General features: G+C 61.9%; 18 protein-coding genes. 5 read left to right on the forward strand and 13 right to left on the reverse strand.

All coding sequences use genetic code 11. The features are described from left to right. Window positions 1-100: 100 nt before the first annotated feature. From G5V57_RS05680 to G5V57_RS05695, 4 genes are all read right to left on the reverse strand, one after another. Entirely contained in the window at window positions 101-1843 is a 1743-nt protein-coding gene (locus G5V57_RS05680) for an ABC transporter substrate-binding protein (RefSeq protein WP_165166582.1), read from the reverse strand. Between the two features lie 122 nt (window positions 1844-1965). Then, on the reverse strand, window positions 1966-3501 hold the full coding sequence (glpD, locus tag G5V57_RS05685) for a glycerol-3-phosphate dehydrogenase (RefSeq protein ID WP_165166583.1): 1536 nt from the start codon (window positions 3499-3501) through the stop codon (window positions 1966-1968). Window positions 3502-4061: 560 nt separating this feature from the next. Then, window positions 4062-4274 (reverse strand): hypothetical protein, encoded by a 213-nt coding sequence (locus tag G5V57_RS05690; protein WP_165166584.1) that lies wholly within the window; start codon window positions 4272-4274, stop codon window positions 4062-4064. Window positions 4275-4467: 193 nt separating this feature from the next. Beyond that, window positions 4468-5268: a DeoR/GlpR family DNA-binding transcription regulator gene (locus tag G5V57_RS05695; protein ID WP_165166585.1), complete on the reverse strand. Its 801-nt coding sequence runs from the start codon at window positions 5266-5268 to the stop codon at window positions 4468-4470. Window positions 5269-5364: 96 nt separating this feature from the next. On the opposite strand from G5V57_RS05695, the gene upp reads away from it, so the two are divergent. After that, complete coding sequence (gene upp, locus G5V57_RS05700) at window positions 5365-6012, forward strand: uracil phosphoribosyltransferase (protein ID WP_165166586.1); 648 nt, start codon at window positions 5365-5367, stop codon at window positions 6010-6012. A gap of 147 nt (window positions 6013-6159) precedes the next feature. After that, window positions 6160-6558 (forward strand): response regulator, encoded by a 399-nt coding sequence (locus G5V57_RS05705; protein WP_165166587.1) that lies wholly within the window; start codon window positions 6160-6162, stop codon window positions 6556-6558. Window positions 6559-6668: 110 nt separating this feature from the next. Here the strand turns inward: G5V57_RS05705 and G5V57_RS05710 are convergent, their stop codons facing one another. Then, a complete protein-coding gene (locus G5V57_RS05710; RefSeq protein WP_165166588.1) occupies window positions 6669-6818 on the reverse strand; it encodes a hypothetical protein in 150 nt (49 codons plus the stop codon). Between the two features lie 267 nt (window positions 6819-7085). Between G5V57_RS05710 and G5V57_RS05715 the strand changes: the two genes are divergently transcribed. Beyond that, a complete protein-coding gene (locus G5V57_RS05715) occupies window positions 7086-7538 on the forward strand; it encodes a cytochrome c (RefSeq protein WP_165166589.1) in 453 nt (150 codons plus the stop codon). Between the two features lie 78 nt (window positions 7539-7616). Next, a complete protein-coding gene (locus G5V57_RS05720) occupies window positions 7617-8462 on the forward strand; it encodes a cytochrome c (RefSeq protein WP_165166590.1) in 846 nt (281 codons plus the stop codon). A 28-nt stretch (window positions 8463-8490) separates the two neighbouring features. Here the strand turns inward: G5V57_RS05720 and G5V57_RS05725 are convergent, their stop codons facing one another. The 6 genes from G5V57_RS05725 to mtgA all read right to left on the reverse strand — a co-directional run bounded on the left by G5V57_RS05725 (window position 8491) and on the right by mtgA (window position 14194). After that, window positions 8491-9420: a cupin-like domain-containing protein gene (locus tag G5V57_RS05725; RefSeq protein ID WP_165166591.1), complete on the reverse strand. Its 930-nt coding sequence runs from the start codon at window positions 9418-9420 to the stop codon at window positions 8491-8493. After that, window positions 9417-10559, reverse strand: a complete 1143-nt coding sequence (locus G5V57_RS05730) for a GNAT family N-acetyltransferase (RefSeq protein ID WP_165166592.1) — start codon at window positions 10557-10559, stop codon at window positions 9417-9419. The genes G5V57_RS05725 and G5V57_RS05730 overlap by 4 nt, the downstream gene beginning before the upstream one ends. Continuing rightward, a complete protein-coding gene (locus G5V57_RS05735) occupies window positions 10556-11905 on the reverse strand; it encodes a lipopolysaccharide biosynthesis protein (protein WP_165166593.1) in 1350 nt (449 codons plus the stop codon). The genes G5V57_RS05730 and G5V57_RS05735 overlap by 4 nt, the downstream gene beginning before the upstream one ends. Before the next feature lie 251 nt (window positions 11906-12156). Then, window positions 12157-12774, reverse strand: coding sequence for a glutathione S-transferase family protein (locus G5V57_RS05740; protein WP_165166594.1), 618 nt, complete (start codon window positions 12772-12774; stop codon window positions 12157-12159). Window positions 12775-13123: 349 nt separating this feature from the next. Further along, window positions 13124-13309 (reverse strand): 50S ribosomal protein L32, encoded by a 186-nt coding sequence (gene rpmF / locus G5V57_RS05745; protein ID WP_119388249.1) that lies wholly within the window; start codon window positions 13307-13309, stop codon window positions 13124-13126. Window positions 13310-13384: 75 nt separating this feature from the next. After that, window positions 13385-14194: a monofunctional biosynthetic peptidoglycan transglycosylase gene (gene mtgA / locus G5V57_RS05750; protein WP_165166595.1), complete on the reverse strand. Its 810-nt coding sequence runs from the start codon at window positions 14192-14194 to the stop codon at window positions 13385-13387. 92 nt (window positions 14195-14286) lie between these two features. Between mtgA and G5V57_RS05755 the strand changes: the two genes are divergently transcribed. After that, window positions 14287-15192 carry a polyprenyl synthetase family protein gene (locus tag G5V57_RS05755; RefSeq protein ID WP_246737549.1) on the forward strand — a complete coding sequence of 302 codons (906 nt, stop codon included), beginning with the start codon at window positions 14287-14289 and terminating at the stop codon, window positions 15190-15192. Window positions 15193-15201: 9 nt separating this feature from the next. On the opposite strand, the gene G5V57_RS05760 is transcribed toward G5V57_RS05755, so the two are convergent. Both G5V57_RS05760 and G5V57_RS05765 read right to left on the reverse strand, forming a co-directional pair. Then, window positions 15202-16047: an aldo/keto reductase gene (locus G5V57_RS05760; protein ID WP_165166596.1), complete on the reverse strand. Its 846-nt coding sequence runs from the start codon at window positions 16045-16047 to the stop codon at window positions 15202-15204. Between the two features lie 8 nt (window positions 16048-16055). Then, window positions 16056-16271: a hypothetical protein gene (locus tag G5V57_RS05765; protein ID WP_165166597.1), complete on the reverse strand. Its 216-nt coding sequence runs from the start codon at window positions 16269-16271 to the stop codon at window positions 16056-16058. Window positions 16272-16347 lie beyond the last annotated feature (76 nt).

Consider the following 16347-nt stretch of genomic DNA (forward strand, 5'->3'; position numbering starts at 1 on the left):
ACGCAATCGCCAGCCTGTCGGTTTCCGCATGAACAGGTGATATTCGCACAAACCGCCGGGATGCGCATCACTGGCGCATCCCGGCAGCGCGTCGAGAAAGCTACTGGTTGTTCGTCCAGCGCTTGATAAGCTCGTCATAGGCGATGGTTTCACCCTGCGGCTTTTCGTTGTCGAGCTTTGCCCATGGCGCGTGGTCCTTGCTGAGCCACTTGCTGGGATCGCTCTCCGGATTGAGCCTTGGGCCGCAACCATGATAGGCCTTGTTCTTCTCATCCGCCGCCTGCATGCGGGCCATGACCTGGTCCATCTGCGAAGCGAGGCGGTCCATGGCCTCTTGCGGTGTGAAGGCGCCTGAGTTCACGTCACCGATATTCTCCCAGAAGAGCTGGGCGAGTTTCGGATAGTCGGGCACGTTGACGCCGGTCGGCGTCCAGGCCACCCGGTCAGGCGAGCGATAAAACTCGACCAGACCGCCAAGTTGCGGCGCGCGTTCCGTGAAGGATTGGTGGCGCACCGTGCTGTCGCGGATGAAGGTAAGACCGACATGGCTCTTCTTCACGTCCACCGTCTTGGACACGACGAACTGGGCATAGAGCCAGGCCGCCTTGCGACGATCGACGGGCGTGGAGTTGAATAGCGTCCAGGAACCGGCATCCTGATAGCCGCGCTGCGAACCTTCCTTCCAGTAGGGGCCGTGCGGCGAAGGCGCCATGCGCCACAGCGGTGCACCCTTGTCGTCCACCGTGTTGTTGCCCTTATCCTTGGGCGCCACCATCGACGCGGTGAAAGCCGAGTACCAGAAGATCTGCTGTGCGACATTGCCCTGGGAGAGCGATGGCAGCGACTGGTAGAAGTCGAGATCCGCCGCACCCGGAGGCGCATATTTCCTCAGCCACTCGTCCCATTTGGTGACGGCATAGACGGCCGCGGGGCTGTTGGCGCCGCCGCCGCGCGACACCGAGGCGCCGACCGGGTTGCAGCTGTCCTTCTCCATGCGGATGCCCCACTCATCGACGGGGCGTCCATTGGGAATGCCGACATCCGCTTCGCCGGCCATGGAAAGCCAGGCATCGGTCATGCGCCAGCCGAGATCGGGCGCGCGCTTGCCGTAGTCCATATGGCCGTAGACCTTGACGCCGTCGATCTCCTTCACATCATTGGTGAAGAAATCGGCGATGTCCTCATAGGCCGACCAGTTCACCGGCACGCCGAGCTCATAGCCATATTTGGCCTTGAACTTTTCCTTGAGATCGGCGCGGTCGAACCAGTCCTTGCGGAACCAGTAGAGATTGGCGAATTGCTGGTCGGGCAGCTGCCACAATTTGCCGTCCGGTCCCGTCGTGAACGACTTACCCATGAAGTCGTCGACATCGAGCATCGGATCGGTGACATCCTTGCCTTCGCCCGCCATCCAGTCGGTGAGGTTGATGGCGCTCTGCAGGCGCGAATGCGTGCCGATGAGATCGCTGTCGTTGATATAGCCATCATATAAATTGCGGTTGGTCTGCATCTGCGTCTGAACCGCCTGCACGACCTCGCCTTCGCCGAGATACTGGTGGTTCACCTTGATGCCGGTGATTTCCTCGAAAGCCTTGGCAAGGACCTGTGACTCATACTCATGCGTCGGAATGTCCTCCGACAGCACGTTGATCTCCATGCCCTTGAATGGTTCGGCAGCCTTGATGAACCATTCCATCTCCTTCATCTGGTCTTCTTTGGACAGTGTCGAAGGCTGGAATTCGCTGTCGATCCACTTCTTGGCGGCAGCTTGGTCTGCCAGTGCCGGGCTCGCGCCCAGCGCCAGCAGCAACGCCACCGCTGATACAGTCCTGAAAAGCGACATCGCTAGTCCTCCCATTTTGCGCGCGGCTTAAGCCCAATCCGGAGCGCACGCACGTCCGGTAGCGTAGGCTAGGCACGATCCGGAGAAGGGGTGTCCCGTTCTTCCGGTAGACCTTGCACCTTTCAGAGAGCTGAAGCTCTCCTGCGGGTCTTGTCGCCCGCTTCACGCGTCATATAGGCTTGCAGCGCCGACTGCTCGGCGACGGACAGATGCAGTCCGAGCTTGGAACGCCGCCAAAGAATATCTTCGGGCGTATCCGCCCACTCCTCCTTCACCAGATAATTCACTTCCCGGGCGCTGAGCAGACCGAAGCTCTCGCCAACATCCTGCGGGGAGCGCACGCCCTCGAAGATCCGATCCGCCCGCGTGCCATAGGCCCTGAAGATGCGGCGCGCATTCGAGGGCGCCAGGAACGCGTGACGGCGCTGGAAATCGGCGATCCTTTTCTCGACCTCCGCAAAGGGGAAATCGCCGCCGGGCAGTGCCGCCGTTGCGGTCCAGGACGGCTTGAGTCCCGCAAAGAACGGCCCGATCTTGTCGAGCACCGCTTCGGCGAGCTTGCGAAAGGTAGTGATCTTGCCGCCGAAGACCGAAAGCAGCGGTGCCTGGCCGGCGGAGGCATCAAGCTTCAGCACATATTCGCGTGTCGCTTCCTGCGCTTTGCTCGCCCCGTCGTCATAGAGGGGTCGGATGCCGGAATAGGTCCAGCGCACCATGTCGGCGGTCACCGGCTTCTTGAAATATTCGCTGACCGAAGCGAGGAGGTAATCGCGCTCGGCCTGAGAGATCTCCGGCTTGCCTGGGTCACCCTTGTGGTCCTCGTCGGTGGTGCCGATCAGTGTGAAATTCTGCTCATAGGGGATGGCGAAGCAGATGCGGCCGTCGGTGTTCTGGAAAATATAGCAGCGGTCGTGATCATAGAGCTTGTCGACGACGATGTGGCTGCCTTTGACCATGCGGATCTTGTCGGGATTGTTCTCGCCGATCACCGCGCCCAGGACCTGGCTGACCCAGGGCCCGCCGGTATTGATGAGGAGCCTGGCCTTGATCTCGGCTTTGGCGCCGTTATTCGCGTCCTCGAGCACGCAGGTCCACATATTCCCGTCGCGCCGCGCCGACACGCAACGCGTGCGCGGCCGAATGTCGGCGCCGCGCTCTTGTGCGTCGCGCGCGGTAAGCACCACGAGGCGGGCGTCATTCACCCAGCAGTCGGAATATTCGAAGCCGCGGGTGAATTCCGATTTGAGCGGCGCGCCGGTGACATCGTTTGTGAGATCGACGCCGCGCGTGCCGGGCAGAATCTGTCGCCCGCCGAGATGGTCATAGAGGAAGAGGCCGAGCCTCAGCACCGGCCAGGGCCTCAGGCCCTTGTGATGCGGCAGCACGAAGCGCAGCGGCCAGATGATATGGGGCGCAGCATTAAGCAGGACTTCGCGCTCGATCAGCGCTTCGCGCACCAGGCGGAATTCGTAATGTTCAAGATAGCGCAAGCCACCATGGATGAGCTTGGTCGAAGCTGACGACGTGCCGGAGGCAAGATCGCCCTGCTCGGCGAGGATGACCTTGAGGCCGCGACCGGTGGCATCGCGCGCGATGCCGACGCCGTTTATGCCGCCCCCGATAATGGCCAGATCATAAACGCCCGCTTCCCCGGCCATGCCGCTCCCATCGGACTAGCGATTCATTTCGATTCGGATTTTGCACATGCGAAAGAAACTCCTCGCATATGCGAACCAAATGAACCATTAACTTTTCTCCATTCGCTATATTACGAAAAAAATCGAAACTCAACGAAAATCGCATGAACACGAGCCATCAACCTTGGATGGAGAGAGAATTCTTGAAATTGGCGCACCAAAAGCCTGGCGCACGACCCGCTGCTTCATCCATTTCTCGCCGTTAACTTTTGCCCGGGCCGCCCGCCCCCTCCAGGTGAGGGGCAAGCTGACGCGGTTTTTCAACAGCCCTCGAAACACTCTCGCAGCGTAGTCGCGCAACACGAACGACTAAATCGTTCGATATATTGATCGCTCAATGCATTTGCCTCAAATTATTAGGCGATTCTTCGCAGTGACAGCGAAGTGAGAGGGCAAGGATGACTACGTCCGGCGGGGATGAAGTTCGCGCGCCCACGCAACAAGAGACCGAGGATGGCCACGAAGCGGCACGCCGCGCGGTGCTGCGACAGATCGGGCGCTTCGCTTATGCCGCACCAGCGTTAGCCTTGCTGGCCCAGCCCAAGCGGGCGCAGGCCGGCTACGGTGGCGGTGGCGGTAGCCGCGGTGGTGGCGATGGCGGCAGTCGTGGTGGTGGCGATGGCGGTAGCCGTGGCGGTGGTGGCGATGGCGGCAGTCGTAGTGGTGGCGATGGCGATGGCGTGAAGCGCACGCGCATCGCTGCGCCGGATCGAGGCAAGGGCAAGTAAGGACACGAAGAGGTCTCGCGAGCAATGCGCGGACACTGTCGAGCAGCCTGACCGGATTGCTGTTGCATCTGACCTGATGGGGCTGTGATCTACGAGACACTTTCGCCCGCGGTCCCGGGTCATCTCATTTAATCCCGCATGGTCCCCGGGCTGCCAGCAATATTTTCGGGCGCCGCGATTGTGATCCCGGCAAAAGCACTTAGGCCGCCGACAGGCCGCTTGCCGGCTCTTCCGCCGGCGCCGCCACTTCCAGCGTCACGCCATTGTGCCGGCAGATATCGATGATCGTGTCCGGCGGCGGCTGGTCGGTGACGAAAGTGTCGATCTGGCTCAGATGACCGATGCGCACCGGCGCCGAGCGGGTGAATTTCATCGTATCGGATACCAGAATAGTGCGCCTGGCATTGGCGATGATCGCCTGCGCGGCGCGCACTTCGCGATAATCGAAATCGAGCAGCGCCCCGTCATCGTCGATCGCCGACACGCCGATCACCGCATAGTCGACCTTGAACTGGCGGATGAAGTCGACTGCCGCCTCGCCGACGATGCCACCGTCGGAGCGCCGGACCATGCCGCCGATGACGATGACATCGACACCCGGACATGGTGTCAAGGTCGTCGCCACATGGATATTGTTGGTGATGACGAGCAGCCCCTCATGTTTGGTCAGCGCGCGCGCCACCTCCTCGGTCGTCGTACCGATATTGATGAAGAGCGAGCAATTGTTGGGGATGAGCTGGGCGGCCCTTTCGCCGATCCGCTGCTTTTCATATTCGGCGAGCAGCCTTCTCGCCTCATAGGCGACATTCTCGACACCCGATGACAGAAGCGCCCCGCCATGGGTGCGGGTCAGGAGCCGCTGCTCGCACAGATCGTTCAGGTCCTTGCGGATCGTCTGGGGGGTGACATCGAACCGCTCCGCCAGCCCGTCGACCGTCACCTTGCCGCTCTGGCGGGCGATCAGGAGGATCTCATGCTGGCGAAAATTAAGCGATGTCATGGGTTTTTCCGGTGGATGAAGGCGGTTTTGCCTGCACGTCCGGCTTGAGTTTAGAGCGCCCGTACCCGTAAGAAAAGGCGGTAACAGGAGGCCTCCATGAGCAAAGCCGAACTGCCGGCGAATCTGGTCGTCGTCGACCACCCGCTGGTGCTGCACAAGCTGACCTTGATGCGCGACAAGCACACGCCGTCGGCGGTGTTCCGCCAGCTTCTGCGCGAGATCAGCCTGCTGCTCGCTTATGAAGTGGCGCGCGATCTGCCGATGACGACGCAAACCATCGAGACGCCGCTCGCCGAGATGGAAGCCCCCATTCTCAAAGGCAAGAAGCTGGTCATCGTCTCGATCCTGAGGGCCGGCAACGGCCTCCTCGAGGGCATGCTCGATCTGATGCCCTCGGCCCGCGTCGGCCATATCGGCATCTACCGCAATCCGGAAACGCTGCAGCCGGTCGAATACTATCTGAAAGTGCCCGAGGACATCGCCGAGCGCCGGGTGATTGTCGTCGATCCGATGCTCGCCACCGGCAATTCGGTGTCGGCCGCCATACAGCGGCTGAAGGACAAAGGCGCCAAGGACATCAAGCTCGTCTGCCTGCTCTCGGCGCCGGAGGGCATCAAACACGTGAACGCCGATCATCCCGACGTGCAGATCTTCACCGCCGCGGTCGACCGCAAGCTCGACAGCCATGGTTATATCGTCCCGGGTCTCGGCGATGCCGGCGACCGCATGTTCGGAACGAAATAGGACGCATCGGCCCGCAGAAATGCGGACGCAACGTCAGTTACCCTTCGTTAGCTATGCGCGGCGCTTTTTCGATTCGACAATATTTAGGCAGGAATTGGCGGGCACAATCCGGTCTCTAAGAAGACCACACAGGATATGGCGCCGACAATGCAGACCCAGCTCAAGTGCCTCGACGGATCGCGCCCACGCATCCTCTTTGCCGAGGATTCGGATACCGTCCGTCTGGTGACAGCCGCCTTGCTGAGGCGGATGGGTTGCGATGTCGACGCTGTCGAGCATGGCGAGGAAGCGGTGAACCAAGTGCGCACCCAGTCCTATGATCTGGTCCTGCTCGATATCGAGATGCCGGTGATGGACGGCATGATCGCCGCGCGCGAGATCCGCGCTCTGGGCGGTGGCGCCGCCCGCACGCCCTTGATGGCGCTGTCGGCCTATCTGGCGGACTGGCACAAGGGCGGCCAGTGGCATGAATGCTTCGACATGGCGCTGCCTAAGCCCGCGGGACGCAGCGAATTGCAGTCGGCGATCCAGAAGATCCTGCGCTGAGTTACACCCTTCGACGTACCGCGCAACGTTCCCTTAAGCACGAAATGAAAACGCCGGCACGATATGCCGGCGCTCTTCGGATCGATGGATCTTGTCTTCTGAGGTGAGCCTCAGTCGGTTCCGTTCGCCTTCTCGACCAAACGATTCTCGAGAGAATTCAGCATATGAAGGAACTCAGCGATTTCGGGGCTGACACGCACCGGCCGATTGACGTGCCCTTGATAGGGCTCTGTGCGTTCTGACGCCTCGACGCTACGCATGACAACTTCTCCTTCGGTATCTTCGCTCATAACACGCTGAATCTAAGAATTACCTAAGACCCCTCTACAACGCATCGACTGACACACATCCGAACGAGCGGTTCATCCTGCGTTCATGATGTAAAGATGGGGAGCGAGGCAGGCGCTCGCGCGGCTGAAGGCAGGCCATTTCATGGCGGGACAAAAAAACAATCAATCGTGATGAAATTGCCACAGGTCTCTGTGCGTATACTCCTGTTGCGAGCCAATGCCATTCGGGAGACATTCATGGTGAAGCCAGCCACGATATTGAAATCAATGACCATTCTTGCGGTTCTCACGGGACTGGGTGCAACTCTGGCCCTCGCCGGCCCCATAGAGGACCGCCAGGCGGGAATGAAGCAGGTCGGCAAGGCGATAGGTGTCTTCGCCGGTATTGCCAAGGGCGAGGCGCCTTATGACGCCGCCGTCGTCAAGACCAGCGCCGATGCGATGCTGGCCGGCATGAAACAGGCTTTCGCCAACTTCACTCCCCGCAGTGACAAAGGTCCACCCGAGACCTATGCCAAGCCTGAGATCTGGAGCGATCCGGAAGGCGTCAAGGCGGCCGAGAACAACGCCCTGAAGGCGGTCGAGACCATGGCGGCGACGACCGACGAGGCGGGTTTCAAGACGGCTCTGGCCGGCCTGGGCGAGGCCTGCAAGGCCTGTCACACCAAGTATCGCCGCCCGAAGGAATAGTGTGCGCTGAAGAACCGGTTTCTTACACGATCGAGGCTGCTCGGCCTGGCGGGACTGGTCCTGCTGGGCGGGGCAGTTTTGTGGATTCTCTCCGCCCCCAGGCCCTTGGGTCCTGATGCGCTGCCCGCGCATCAGGCCGATCTCACCAATGGCGCCCTGATGTACAATATCGGCGGCTGCCTCAACTGCCACAAGCCTGATCCCGCTAATGCATCGGCGGCGGCCGACCTGCCCTCCGGAGGCGCACCGCTCAAGACTCCGATCGGCATTTTCTTTCCGCCCAATCTGACGCCCGACCTGGAAACGGGAATCGGAAAATGGAGCGAGCTCGATTTCCTCAACGCGCTGGAGCGCGGCCTCTCGCCTGCGGGCAGCCATGCCATCCCGGCCTTTCCCTACACATCCTATGCATTGATGCGTAGAGAGGACATCCTCGACATTCGCGGCCACCTGATGACACTGGCGCCGGTCAAGTCCGAAGCGAGACCCGCCGACATTCCTCTGGCTTTCATCCTGCGCCGCGGCGTCGGCCTGTGGAATCATCTGGGCCTTTCCGACGCGAAGTGGCAGCCCGACACTCAGCAGACGGCGAGCTGGAATCGCGGCGCCTATCTGGTGAATGGTCCCGGCCATTGCGCCCAGTGCCATACGCCGCGCACGTTGCTCATGACACTCGACGAGACGCGGGCGTTTGCCGGCGCGCCGAGTCTCGAAGGGAGCGGAAATGTGCCTTCGCTGCGCGGTCTCATCGAGCGCGGCCGCTACAAGGACGCCAAGGACCTCATCTCCGCCATGCAGTTCGGCGAGATGCTGGGTTACGATAAGCTGTCCTCGGGCGGCATGGGGGCTGTGCAGACGAACCTGTCGAAACTGCCGGAAGGCGATCTCCAGGCCATCGCCGATTATCTCGTCAGCCTGAAGTAACTTGGTGCGGCCCTTTCAGCACCAATAGCTACACGGGCTTCTTCTCGTCCTTGCCGTAGTAGTAATTGGCCTTCTTGCCGTAGATGGCGCCGCCCAGCAGACGGCGCATGGCCTCCGACTTGCGCAGGGGATCAATCACCGCGCGCATCGCATCATGGGCGAAGACCTTGGCAGCATCCATCACCGGCGAGACGGCGGGCGGGCGCTGCGGCCAGCCGAAATGGCGCAGCGTGCCGTTCATCAGCCTGATCTTGTTCATACGATTAACTTCCGGCGTCTTCCACGTCATCGCCATCGACACCGAATAGCGCCCGCCGGTGCGCACCCAATGCGGCCACATATAGGGCAGATGCACCGCATCGCCTTCCTTCATCGGGAAGACCTGGGCGCGTTGCTCGAAGGACGGTTCGTAATGCTGGTTGCGGTGCTTGGACGGAGAAATCTCGAGCGCCTCCTCGGAGATGAGCGCGCGGTCGCCATTCTCGAAGATGTGCACGAATTTGTCGCCCCTGATCTGGATCAGGATGTTCTCCTCGGCATCGACATGGAAAGGTGTTGTCGAATTGGCCGAGGAGACGAAGATATAGCCCTGGAGATCGCTGTAATCGCCGGCCTTCTTGCCGGCCGCCGACTGTGCCGCATCGACGAAGGCCTTGAGGATCGCCGCGTAATCGGGATCGAGCTCGACACCCTTGATCACCATCCAGGCATTGGCCTCCTCGATGCGCTTGATCACCTCAGGCGGCGCCATGTCGATGCTCGGGATGTCTTCCGGCTTCTGGCCCGGCAGGAGCTTGCCGGAATTGTACTCGATGCGATCGCGCGGCATCGACTGGGCGAGTTGGATCAGCCGCTCGAGCGTGAACAGCGGATGATCGGCGAGACCATGCTGGAGCGCGAAGGGCGCCTTGAGGAACTTCTCGCGCGCCACTTGGGCGTCGACGGTGACGATGCTCATGATTCTCTTCTCCTCATGATCCGATAGTACATGGTCTTGGCCAAAGCGCGCGCCGCGATGCGTCCCTTCTCGGCCTCGACCAGCAGGCGGAAGGCCGCCGATGAAAGCTCAGGCCCGCGGATCATCACATCGCAGAGCGCAATCCGGTCGCGCCAGATATTGCTGATCATCGGATGGCCGGGTATGGCGCATGAATCGACGAGCGCCAGGCGTTCCTTGTCGAGCAGCCTTTCGGTCGCCTCGAGGATCAGCATGACGCCCGGCGAATAGCGGGCGAAGTCCTGGTCATAGGCGATCTTGCCGAGCCAGCCCTGCGCACCCTGGACGATGCCGGACATCATGGCGACGGGCTTGCCGTCGAGCGCGATTTTCCAGAACCGGAGGCTGCCCTCGGCGCTGAGGAGATGGACCGCTTCGCGGAATGCTGTGGCCATGACCGAATCGGCTGCAAGTGCCGTGCCGCGCTGGCCTTTCCAGCCTTTGGCCTCGAGGGCGATCAACGCATCCACCCAGGGATCGACCGGATCACCGGGTTCCCAAGCGGTGCAATCGAGCTTGCCCTCCTCGCCGAGCCTGGATCTGAGCCGGCGATATTCCTTGCGCCGCTTGCGCTCGAAATTGTGCGAGACCCAGTCCTCGAATCTGCCCTGGAACCCAAGCGCCGCTCTTTCCCAGCGGGAGATAATCTCGATGGCTCCCCCGCCTTCCGCGACGGCCTCGCCGAGCATGTCCCAGAATGGGCCGGAGACCGGAAGCGCGCGGAATTGAATTGCCCGGCCGCGCTGCGCCGTCAGAAACGCCTTGAGCGTGGATTTTGGATCTTCCGCGCCGATCAGCGGCGTGCCGGAGAAGCTCAGGGGCGATGTCCAGGCGCGCCGCACGAGGCCGTGGCCGGCTTTGAGGGCGAAGACACCGCAGAGTTCCTCGCCGCGCCAAAGCGCCACTATTTCGGCGGGAAGCTGCGCCGAATAGTGCATCAATGCCGGCGCGAGCCAGGCCTGCAGGGCGGAACCGGCGGGGACGAAACTGCGCGCGCCGAGGGACCGCCAGGGCGCCGAGATCCGCTCGAATTCGGCAAGCGTCGCCAGTATCTCAATTCTGATGGTCTCAGCGCTGCCCGTCACCGGCAACATATTCATGGCCTCGGTCCCTGCGCGGGAAAAAGACGCCACGTGACCAGCAGCGTGGCGATCGCCTCGAAGGTGAAGGCGGCCGAAATGGCGACCGCGGCGCCCTCGATGCCATAGCGCGGGATGAGGGCCAGCCCCAAACCGCCATTGAGCAGGAATGTTGCAAGCAAGATCATCGCCGCCTTGTCCTGATGTCCCGATACGGCAAGCAAGTTCTGCGCCGGGCCGGCGAAGGCGCGGGCCAGGAGGCCGACAGCGAGGATGAACATGACCGGGTAGGCCGCCAGGAAGTCCGGGCCGAACAGCCAGAGCAGCGGCTTGCCGAGAGCGAGCAGGAAGGCCGCCGCCAGCAGAGAAGGCCAGAAGCACCAGTTCTGCATGCGGGTGAGGAAGGCCCGAATCTCGGCCAGATCGCCGCGGGCGTGCAGGATGGCGAAACGCGGCATCGCCACAGCGCCGATCGAGAAATGCACGAAGGCGACGAGGGAGATGGTTTTCAGCGCCGCGAAATAGATGCCGATCCGGTCCGGCGGCACGCGCAGATATTCGAGCAGCAGCACATCGAGATTGAGGATGAACAGCGTGAAGCCGTCGATCATGAAGAGCGGCAGCGAGGTGCGGGTCCAGTTCGCCAACATGTAGGCCGGCTGCGCTCTCGGCGTCGACCGTTCGAGACGTTTTCTGAGTGCCAGATATTGCGCGATCGCGGTTAGCCAGCAGGCGAGCACCAGCGCCAGCGCCGCCGTCGCGGCGTCGGGCGGACGCGCTGCCCAGTAGAAGATACCAATGCAGACGAAGAGCAGGATGGGTCGCAGGATATAGGGCGGGAAAAGCGCCAGATCGATCCAGCCTTGCGCGCGGCCCACGCCATCCTGGAAATCGGTGAGGCCATAGGCCGGCAAGCTCACCAGCGCGAGACCGAGCGGAACGAGATAGACCGGCTCGATGAGTCCGCTCCAATCCCTGATGAGCAGAACGGCAATGAGCGCGATGATGGCGCCGAGGACGAGGACGATCATGCGCCCGGCGCGCAGGAAGCCGTGGAACAGCTCCCATTTCTCCTGTTCGCGATATTGCGGAAGGAAGCGCATCACCGAGGTGGCGAAGCCGACCGACACCAGAGAGCCCAGGACCAGCACCCACACCCAGCCATAAGTGAAGATGCCGAATTCGAAGGCGCCCATCCAGCGGGCGAGCAGAATTTGGCTGAGAAAGGCGAGACAGGCAGAGGCGATACGGATGGCGAAGGCAATGAGCGCGCCGCGGCCCGAACGTGCACCTTCACCGCTGCTGCAGAGCAACGTTTCGGCCGGCTGTCGCAAGGCCGGCGGCACCCATTTCAGCAGCTGTTCCATTCCGCCCCATGATGAGTGCGGCGCAAGCTAAGGGCGAATACCTAAACTTCCCTTTGAGGGGATGGTTAACGGCCCACTCGCGGAATGAATCTAGTGTCCCGAATCCGAAGCTCGCCACAGCCAGCGGGATCTTCCGAGCGAACTTCGGATTCGGAAGGACACTAGAAAACCTAATGATTCTAGTGTGCTTTTGAACGCGAAATTCCTGTCGGTGCAAGCCGCCTGATATCAGGAACTTCGCGTTCAGCACACTAGTCCCGCGTTTCCCCCGAAAGCGGTGTCGCCTGCATGGCGGGACGAGCGGCGAATTCATCGAACCACGCTGTCAGGCGAGGCCGGCCGGCTCGGAAGGAAGGCAGGCCGCGGAATATGATCCAGTCGAGCGCCGTCGCGAGTGCGATATGGCCGACATGGAGGGGTGTCGATACATCCAGATTAGTCTCGAGCCAGTCATAGCTTGAGACCAGTTTCTCGACATAGCCGTCACGCAGCGGCGCGTAGCGCAGCTCGGCCGGGCGGCGCACGGTCTCCCAGCGCAGAGCGATGCCGGCCTCGCAGAGGCCCTGCGCCACGGCTTGCAGGCGCAAGGCTGTCCAGCGCGCCTCGCCCTCCCGCGGGATCAGGCGGCGCTCGGGCGCCAACGTGTCGAGATAAGCGCAGATGACGTCCGAATCGAAGATCGGCGCAAGTCCTGGTCGGACGAGCACCGGCACTTTGCCGAGCGGATTCTCGGCGAAGACCGTATCATTGCGGCGCGTCGGGCTGGTCTCGTGATGGATGACCTCGATCTGCGCCGCCAATCCGGCTTCATGGGCAAAGACCAGCGCCTTGCGTGCGTAAGGCGAATGCGTCTGGTAATAGAGTTTCATCACCATCCTCTTTCCATGGCTAGGCCCATAGATCGCCGGCCTTCCGGCATTCCACAAGGAATCGCAGCGGGACCGCGGGCGCGGGCATCGAATGGACCTTCACAGACGACTGGTCGGCTGGCCTCGAATACGATTTTGTGGATCTGGGCTCCGACAGCATCGAGCTGTGTGAGGGTGATGGCGGTAATTTCGACGCCGATGTCGATCTGCGTATCAACATCGTCAAAGCGGGACTGAATTACTGATTCTGATCAGAAGCCGCAATAAAGGCTAAGGCCGGCGCAAGCGCCGGCCCCCGCTTGAACGAATTCCCCTCAGAACCCGCTCGAAATGCTTGAGCTTGAGCGGATCAGAAATCGCTCTTGGGTTCCAGGATCTGGCGGCCCTTATACATGCCGGTCTTGAGATCGACATGGTGCGGACGGCGCAATTCACCGGACTTCTTGTCCTCGATCCAGGTGACGGTCTGCAGCTTATGGCCCGAGCGGCGCATGCCGATGCGGCTGCGGGACATCTTCTTGCGTGGAACGGCCATTTAAACTCTCCATCAAACAAAAGGCGCAAGCCCGGCCGGGCCGGGGCGCCAAATCTGGGGCGCTTATAGCGGGCTTCAAAGCCCGAGGCAAGTCACATAGGGACCGATCATGTTCATCCGGGCCATGATTCGCTGGGCGATGCGATTGACCCTTTTGGACGGCTTCCCGGCGTTCCGCTTGATCGGATTGGGCAGGACCGCCGCCAAGAGGGCGGCCTCCCGCTTCGACAATTTGGCGGCGGGTTTCTTGAAATGATATTGCGAGGCAGCTTCCGCTCCGTAAATTCCGGGCGCCCATTCGACGATATTGAGATAGATCTCGATCATGCGGCGCTTCGACCAGACCAGATCCATCCAGTAGGCCAACGGCAACTCCAGCGCCTTGCGGACCGGGCTGCGGCCATCCCACAGGAAGACATTCTTGGCAGTCTGCATGGAGATGGTGCTGGCGCCGCGGATCGGCCCTTCCCCGTCGCCATCGGTCGCCTCGTCCAGCACATCGCCGAACTCGATCCAGTCGACGCCGTTATGCGAGCAGAAGCGGGCATCCTCCGAGGAAACGACGGCGCGCGACAGATGCGGCGATATCTCATCGAAGCTGACCCATCGATAATCAATGCCATTGCCGCTGAACAGCCGGGTGATCATCAGATTGGAAGCGGGCGGCGGCACGACCGTATAGACCAGGGTCATCACGACGGGCCATAGCGCGGCGATAATGGCCACTGTGGCGATCCGGCGCGGCCAGGGATCGAAGCGCTTGAGCAGGCCGGTGATGCGCCAGGTCTTGGAGGCCACGGATGGGGTCTCGTCGCTCGTTTCGGTGGGGGGATGCGCCGCACGTCTCTGGAAAAGCGCCCGCCGTCTGACCTCGATATCAGTCATGACCGGCCCGATACAATACGCGGCGCCCCATAGGTTGAGTTTCCTTGCCCTTCTCTCTACAGCTTGCCCGAACCCTAGCACAGGACAGCATCTTGGCGTCACTCCCGCAAACCGAGTTCGAACGGCGTCTCAGTGCCTTTGCCGGGACCATAGCGGCCCATCTCGAACGCCTGTTGCCCACTGGCGGCGCCCCTGCACCGCGGCTCGTCGAAGCGATGCGCTATGCCCTTCTGGCGCCAGGCAAACGCATCAGGCCGTTTTTCGTCGCCGAGAGCGCCCGCCTCTTCGAGGTCGGCGAAATCCCTGCCTTGCAGGCGGGCGCGGCGATCGAATGCGTGCATTGCTATTCGCTCGTGCACGACGATCTGCCGGCAATGGATGATGACGATTTGCGCCGCGGCCGACCCACGGTGCACAAGGCCTTCGATGAGGCGACCGCGATCCTCGCCGGCGACGCGCTGCTCACCTTCGCATTCGAGATTTTGAGCAGCGAGGCCACGCATGCGGACGCCTCGGTGCGCGGCGAGCTCATCGCCGAGCTCGCCAAGGCGGCGGGCAAGGACGGCATGGCCGGTGGCCAGATGCTCGATCTCGCGGCCGAGAGCGAGAAAATCGCCGATCTCGGCCGCATCGTCACCTTGCAGGCGATGAAGACGGGCGCCCTCTTCCGCTTCGCCTTGCGCGCCGGCGCCATATTGGGCAAAGCCGGCGCGAACGAACGCGCGGCATTGAGCCTCTATGCCGACCGGATCGGACTTGCCTTCCAGATCGCCGACGACATTCTCGATGTCGAAGCCTCGAGCGCCACGCTCGGCAAGACGGCCGGCAAGGACAAGGTGGCCGGCAAGGCGACCTATGTCGATCTTCTCGGCCTCGATGGCGCCAAGGCCGAGGCGCGAAAACTGGTCGATGAAGCCAAGGACGCGCTCGCACTCTTTGCCGGCAAGGCGACGATCCTGGCCGCCGCCGCGGACTATGTGGTCGCACGGCGGAAATAGATCAGGTTTTCAGATCATCGGCAGGCCGCGCGGTTTGCGGCCGAGCGGAAAGGCCTGATCGAGACGCTGGATCTCGGCGGCGCTCAAGACGAGCCCGCCCGCCTTCGCATTGTCCTCGACATGCGCGAGCTTGGCCGCTTTCGGAATGGCGAAGAGCGAAGGCCTGCGCGTGAGCAAGGCGAGCGCCACCTGGCGCGGGCTCGAGCGATGGACGGCGGCGATCTCGGCCAGCACCTTGCCGCTCTTGCTCGCGGTGTCGGGGAAACCCGAATGGCCGAAGGGACTATAGGCGACCACCGCGACATCGTTTGCCTCGCACCACGGAATGACCGCATGCTCGATGGCGCGCTCCTCCAGGTGATAGAGCACCTGATTGCAGGCGATCCTGCCGGGTCCCGCGACGCTGAGCGCCTCTGCGAGATCGCCTTCATCGAAATTGCTGACGCCCCAGGAGAGGATCTTGCCCTCGCCTTTCAGGTCCTCGAAAGCCTGGAAGGTCTCGGCGAGAGCATATTGCCCGCGCCAGTGGAGAAGATAGCAATCGAGCCGGTCGGTGCCGAGACGCTTGAGCGATGCCTCGCAGGCACGCTTCGTACCGGCCCTGGACGCATTGCTGGGCAGCACCTTGGAAACGATGAAGACCTCTTCGCGCCGGCCCTTGACGGCCTCGCCGATGATCGTCTCCGCTTGGCCTGAGCCATACATCTCGGCGGTATCGATATGAGTCATGCCGAGATCGAGCCCGCGCCGCAGGGCGGCGATAGCGCTCGTCTTCTCCGCATGCTCGATATACCAGCTGCCCTGGCCGATGACCGGGACATCGCGTCCCGCTGCTCCGAAGCGTCTCGTCTGCATACGCACCCCTATGCTCGGTTGGCTCCATCCTGGACGTGGAAATAGGCCGAGTCGCCGACGAGTTCGCCCATCACGTCATCGACCGAGGTCACCAGCATATTGCAGCGCTTGCCGAGTTCCGAATCGGGCCGCTCGCCCATTGCGCAGGCGATGGAGAGATTGCGCACGATGGCCAGGCATTGCACGAAATGCTGGCGGTCGGAAAAGCTGAAGGGACGGGTCATGAGGGGGCCTCTCTTCATGATGATGGGAGGCGGAATATAGAACGAAATAAGAACAGAGTTCAATGTCAATCCGCTG

The sequence above is a fragment of the Nordella sp. HKS 07 genome (assembly GCF_011046735.1).
GTDB lineage: Bacteria > Pseudomonadota > Alphaproteobacteria > Rhizobiales > Aestuariivirgaceae > Taklimakanibacter.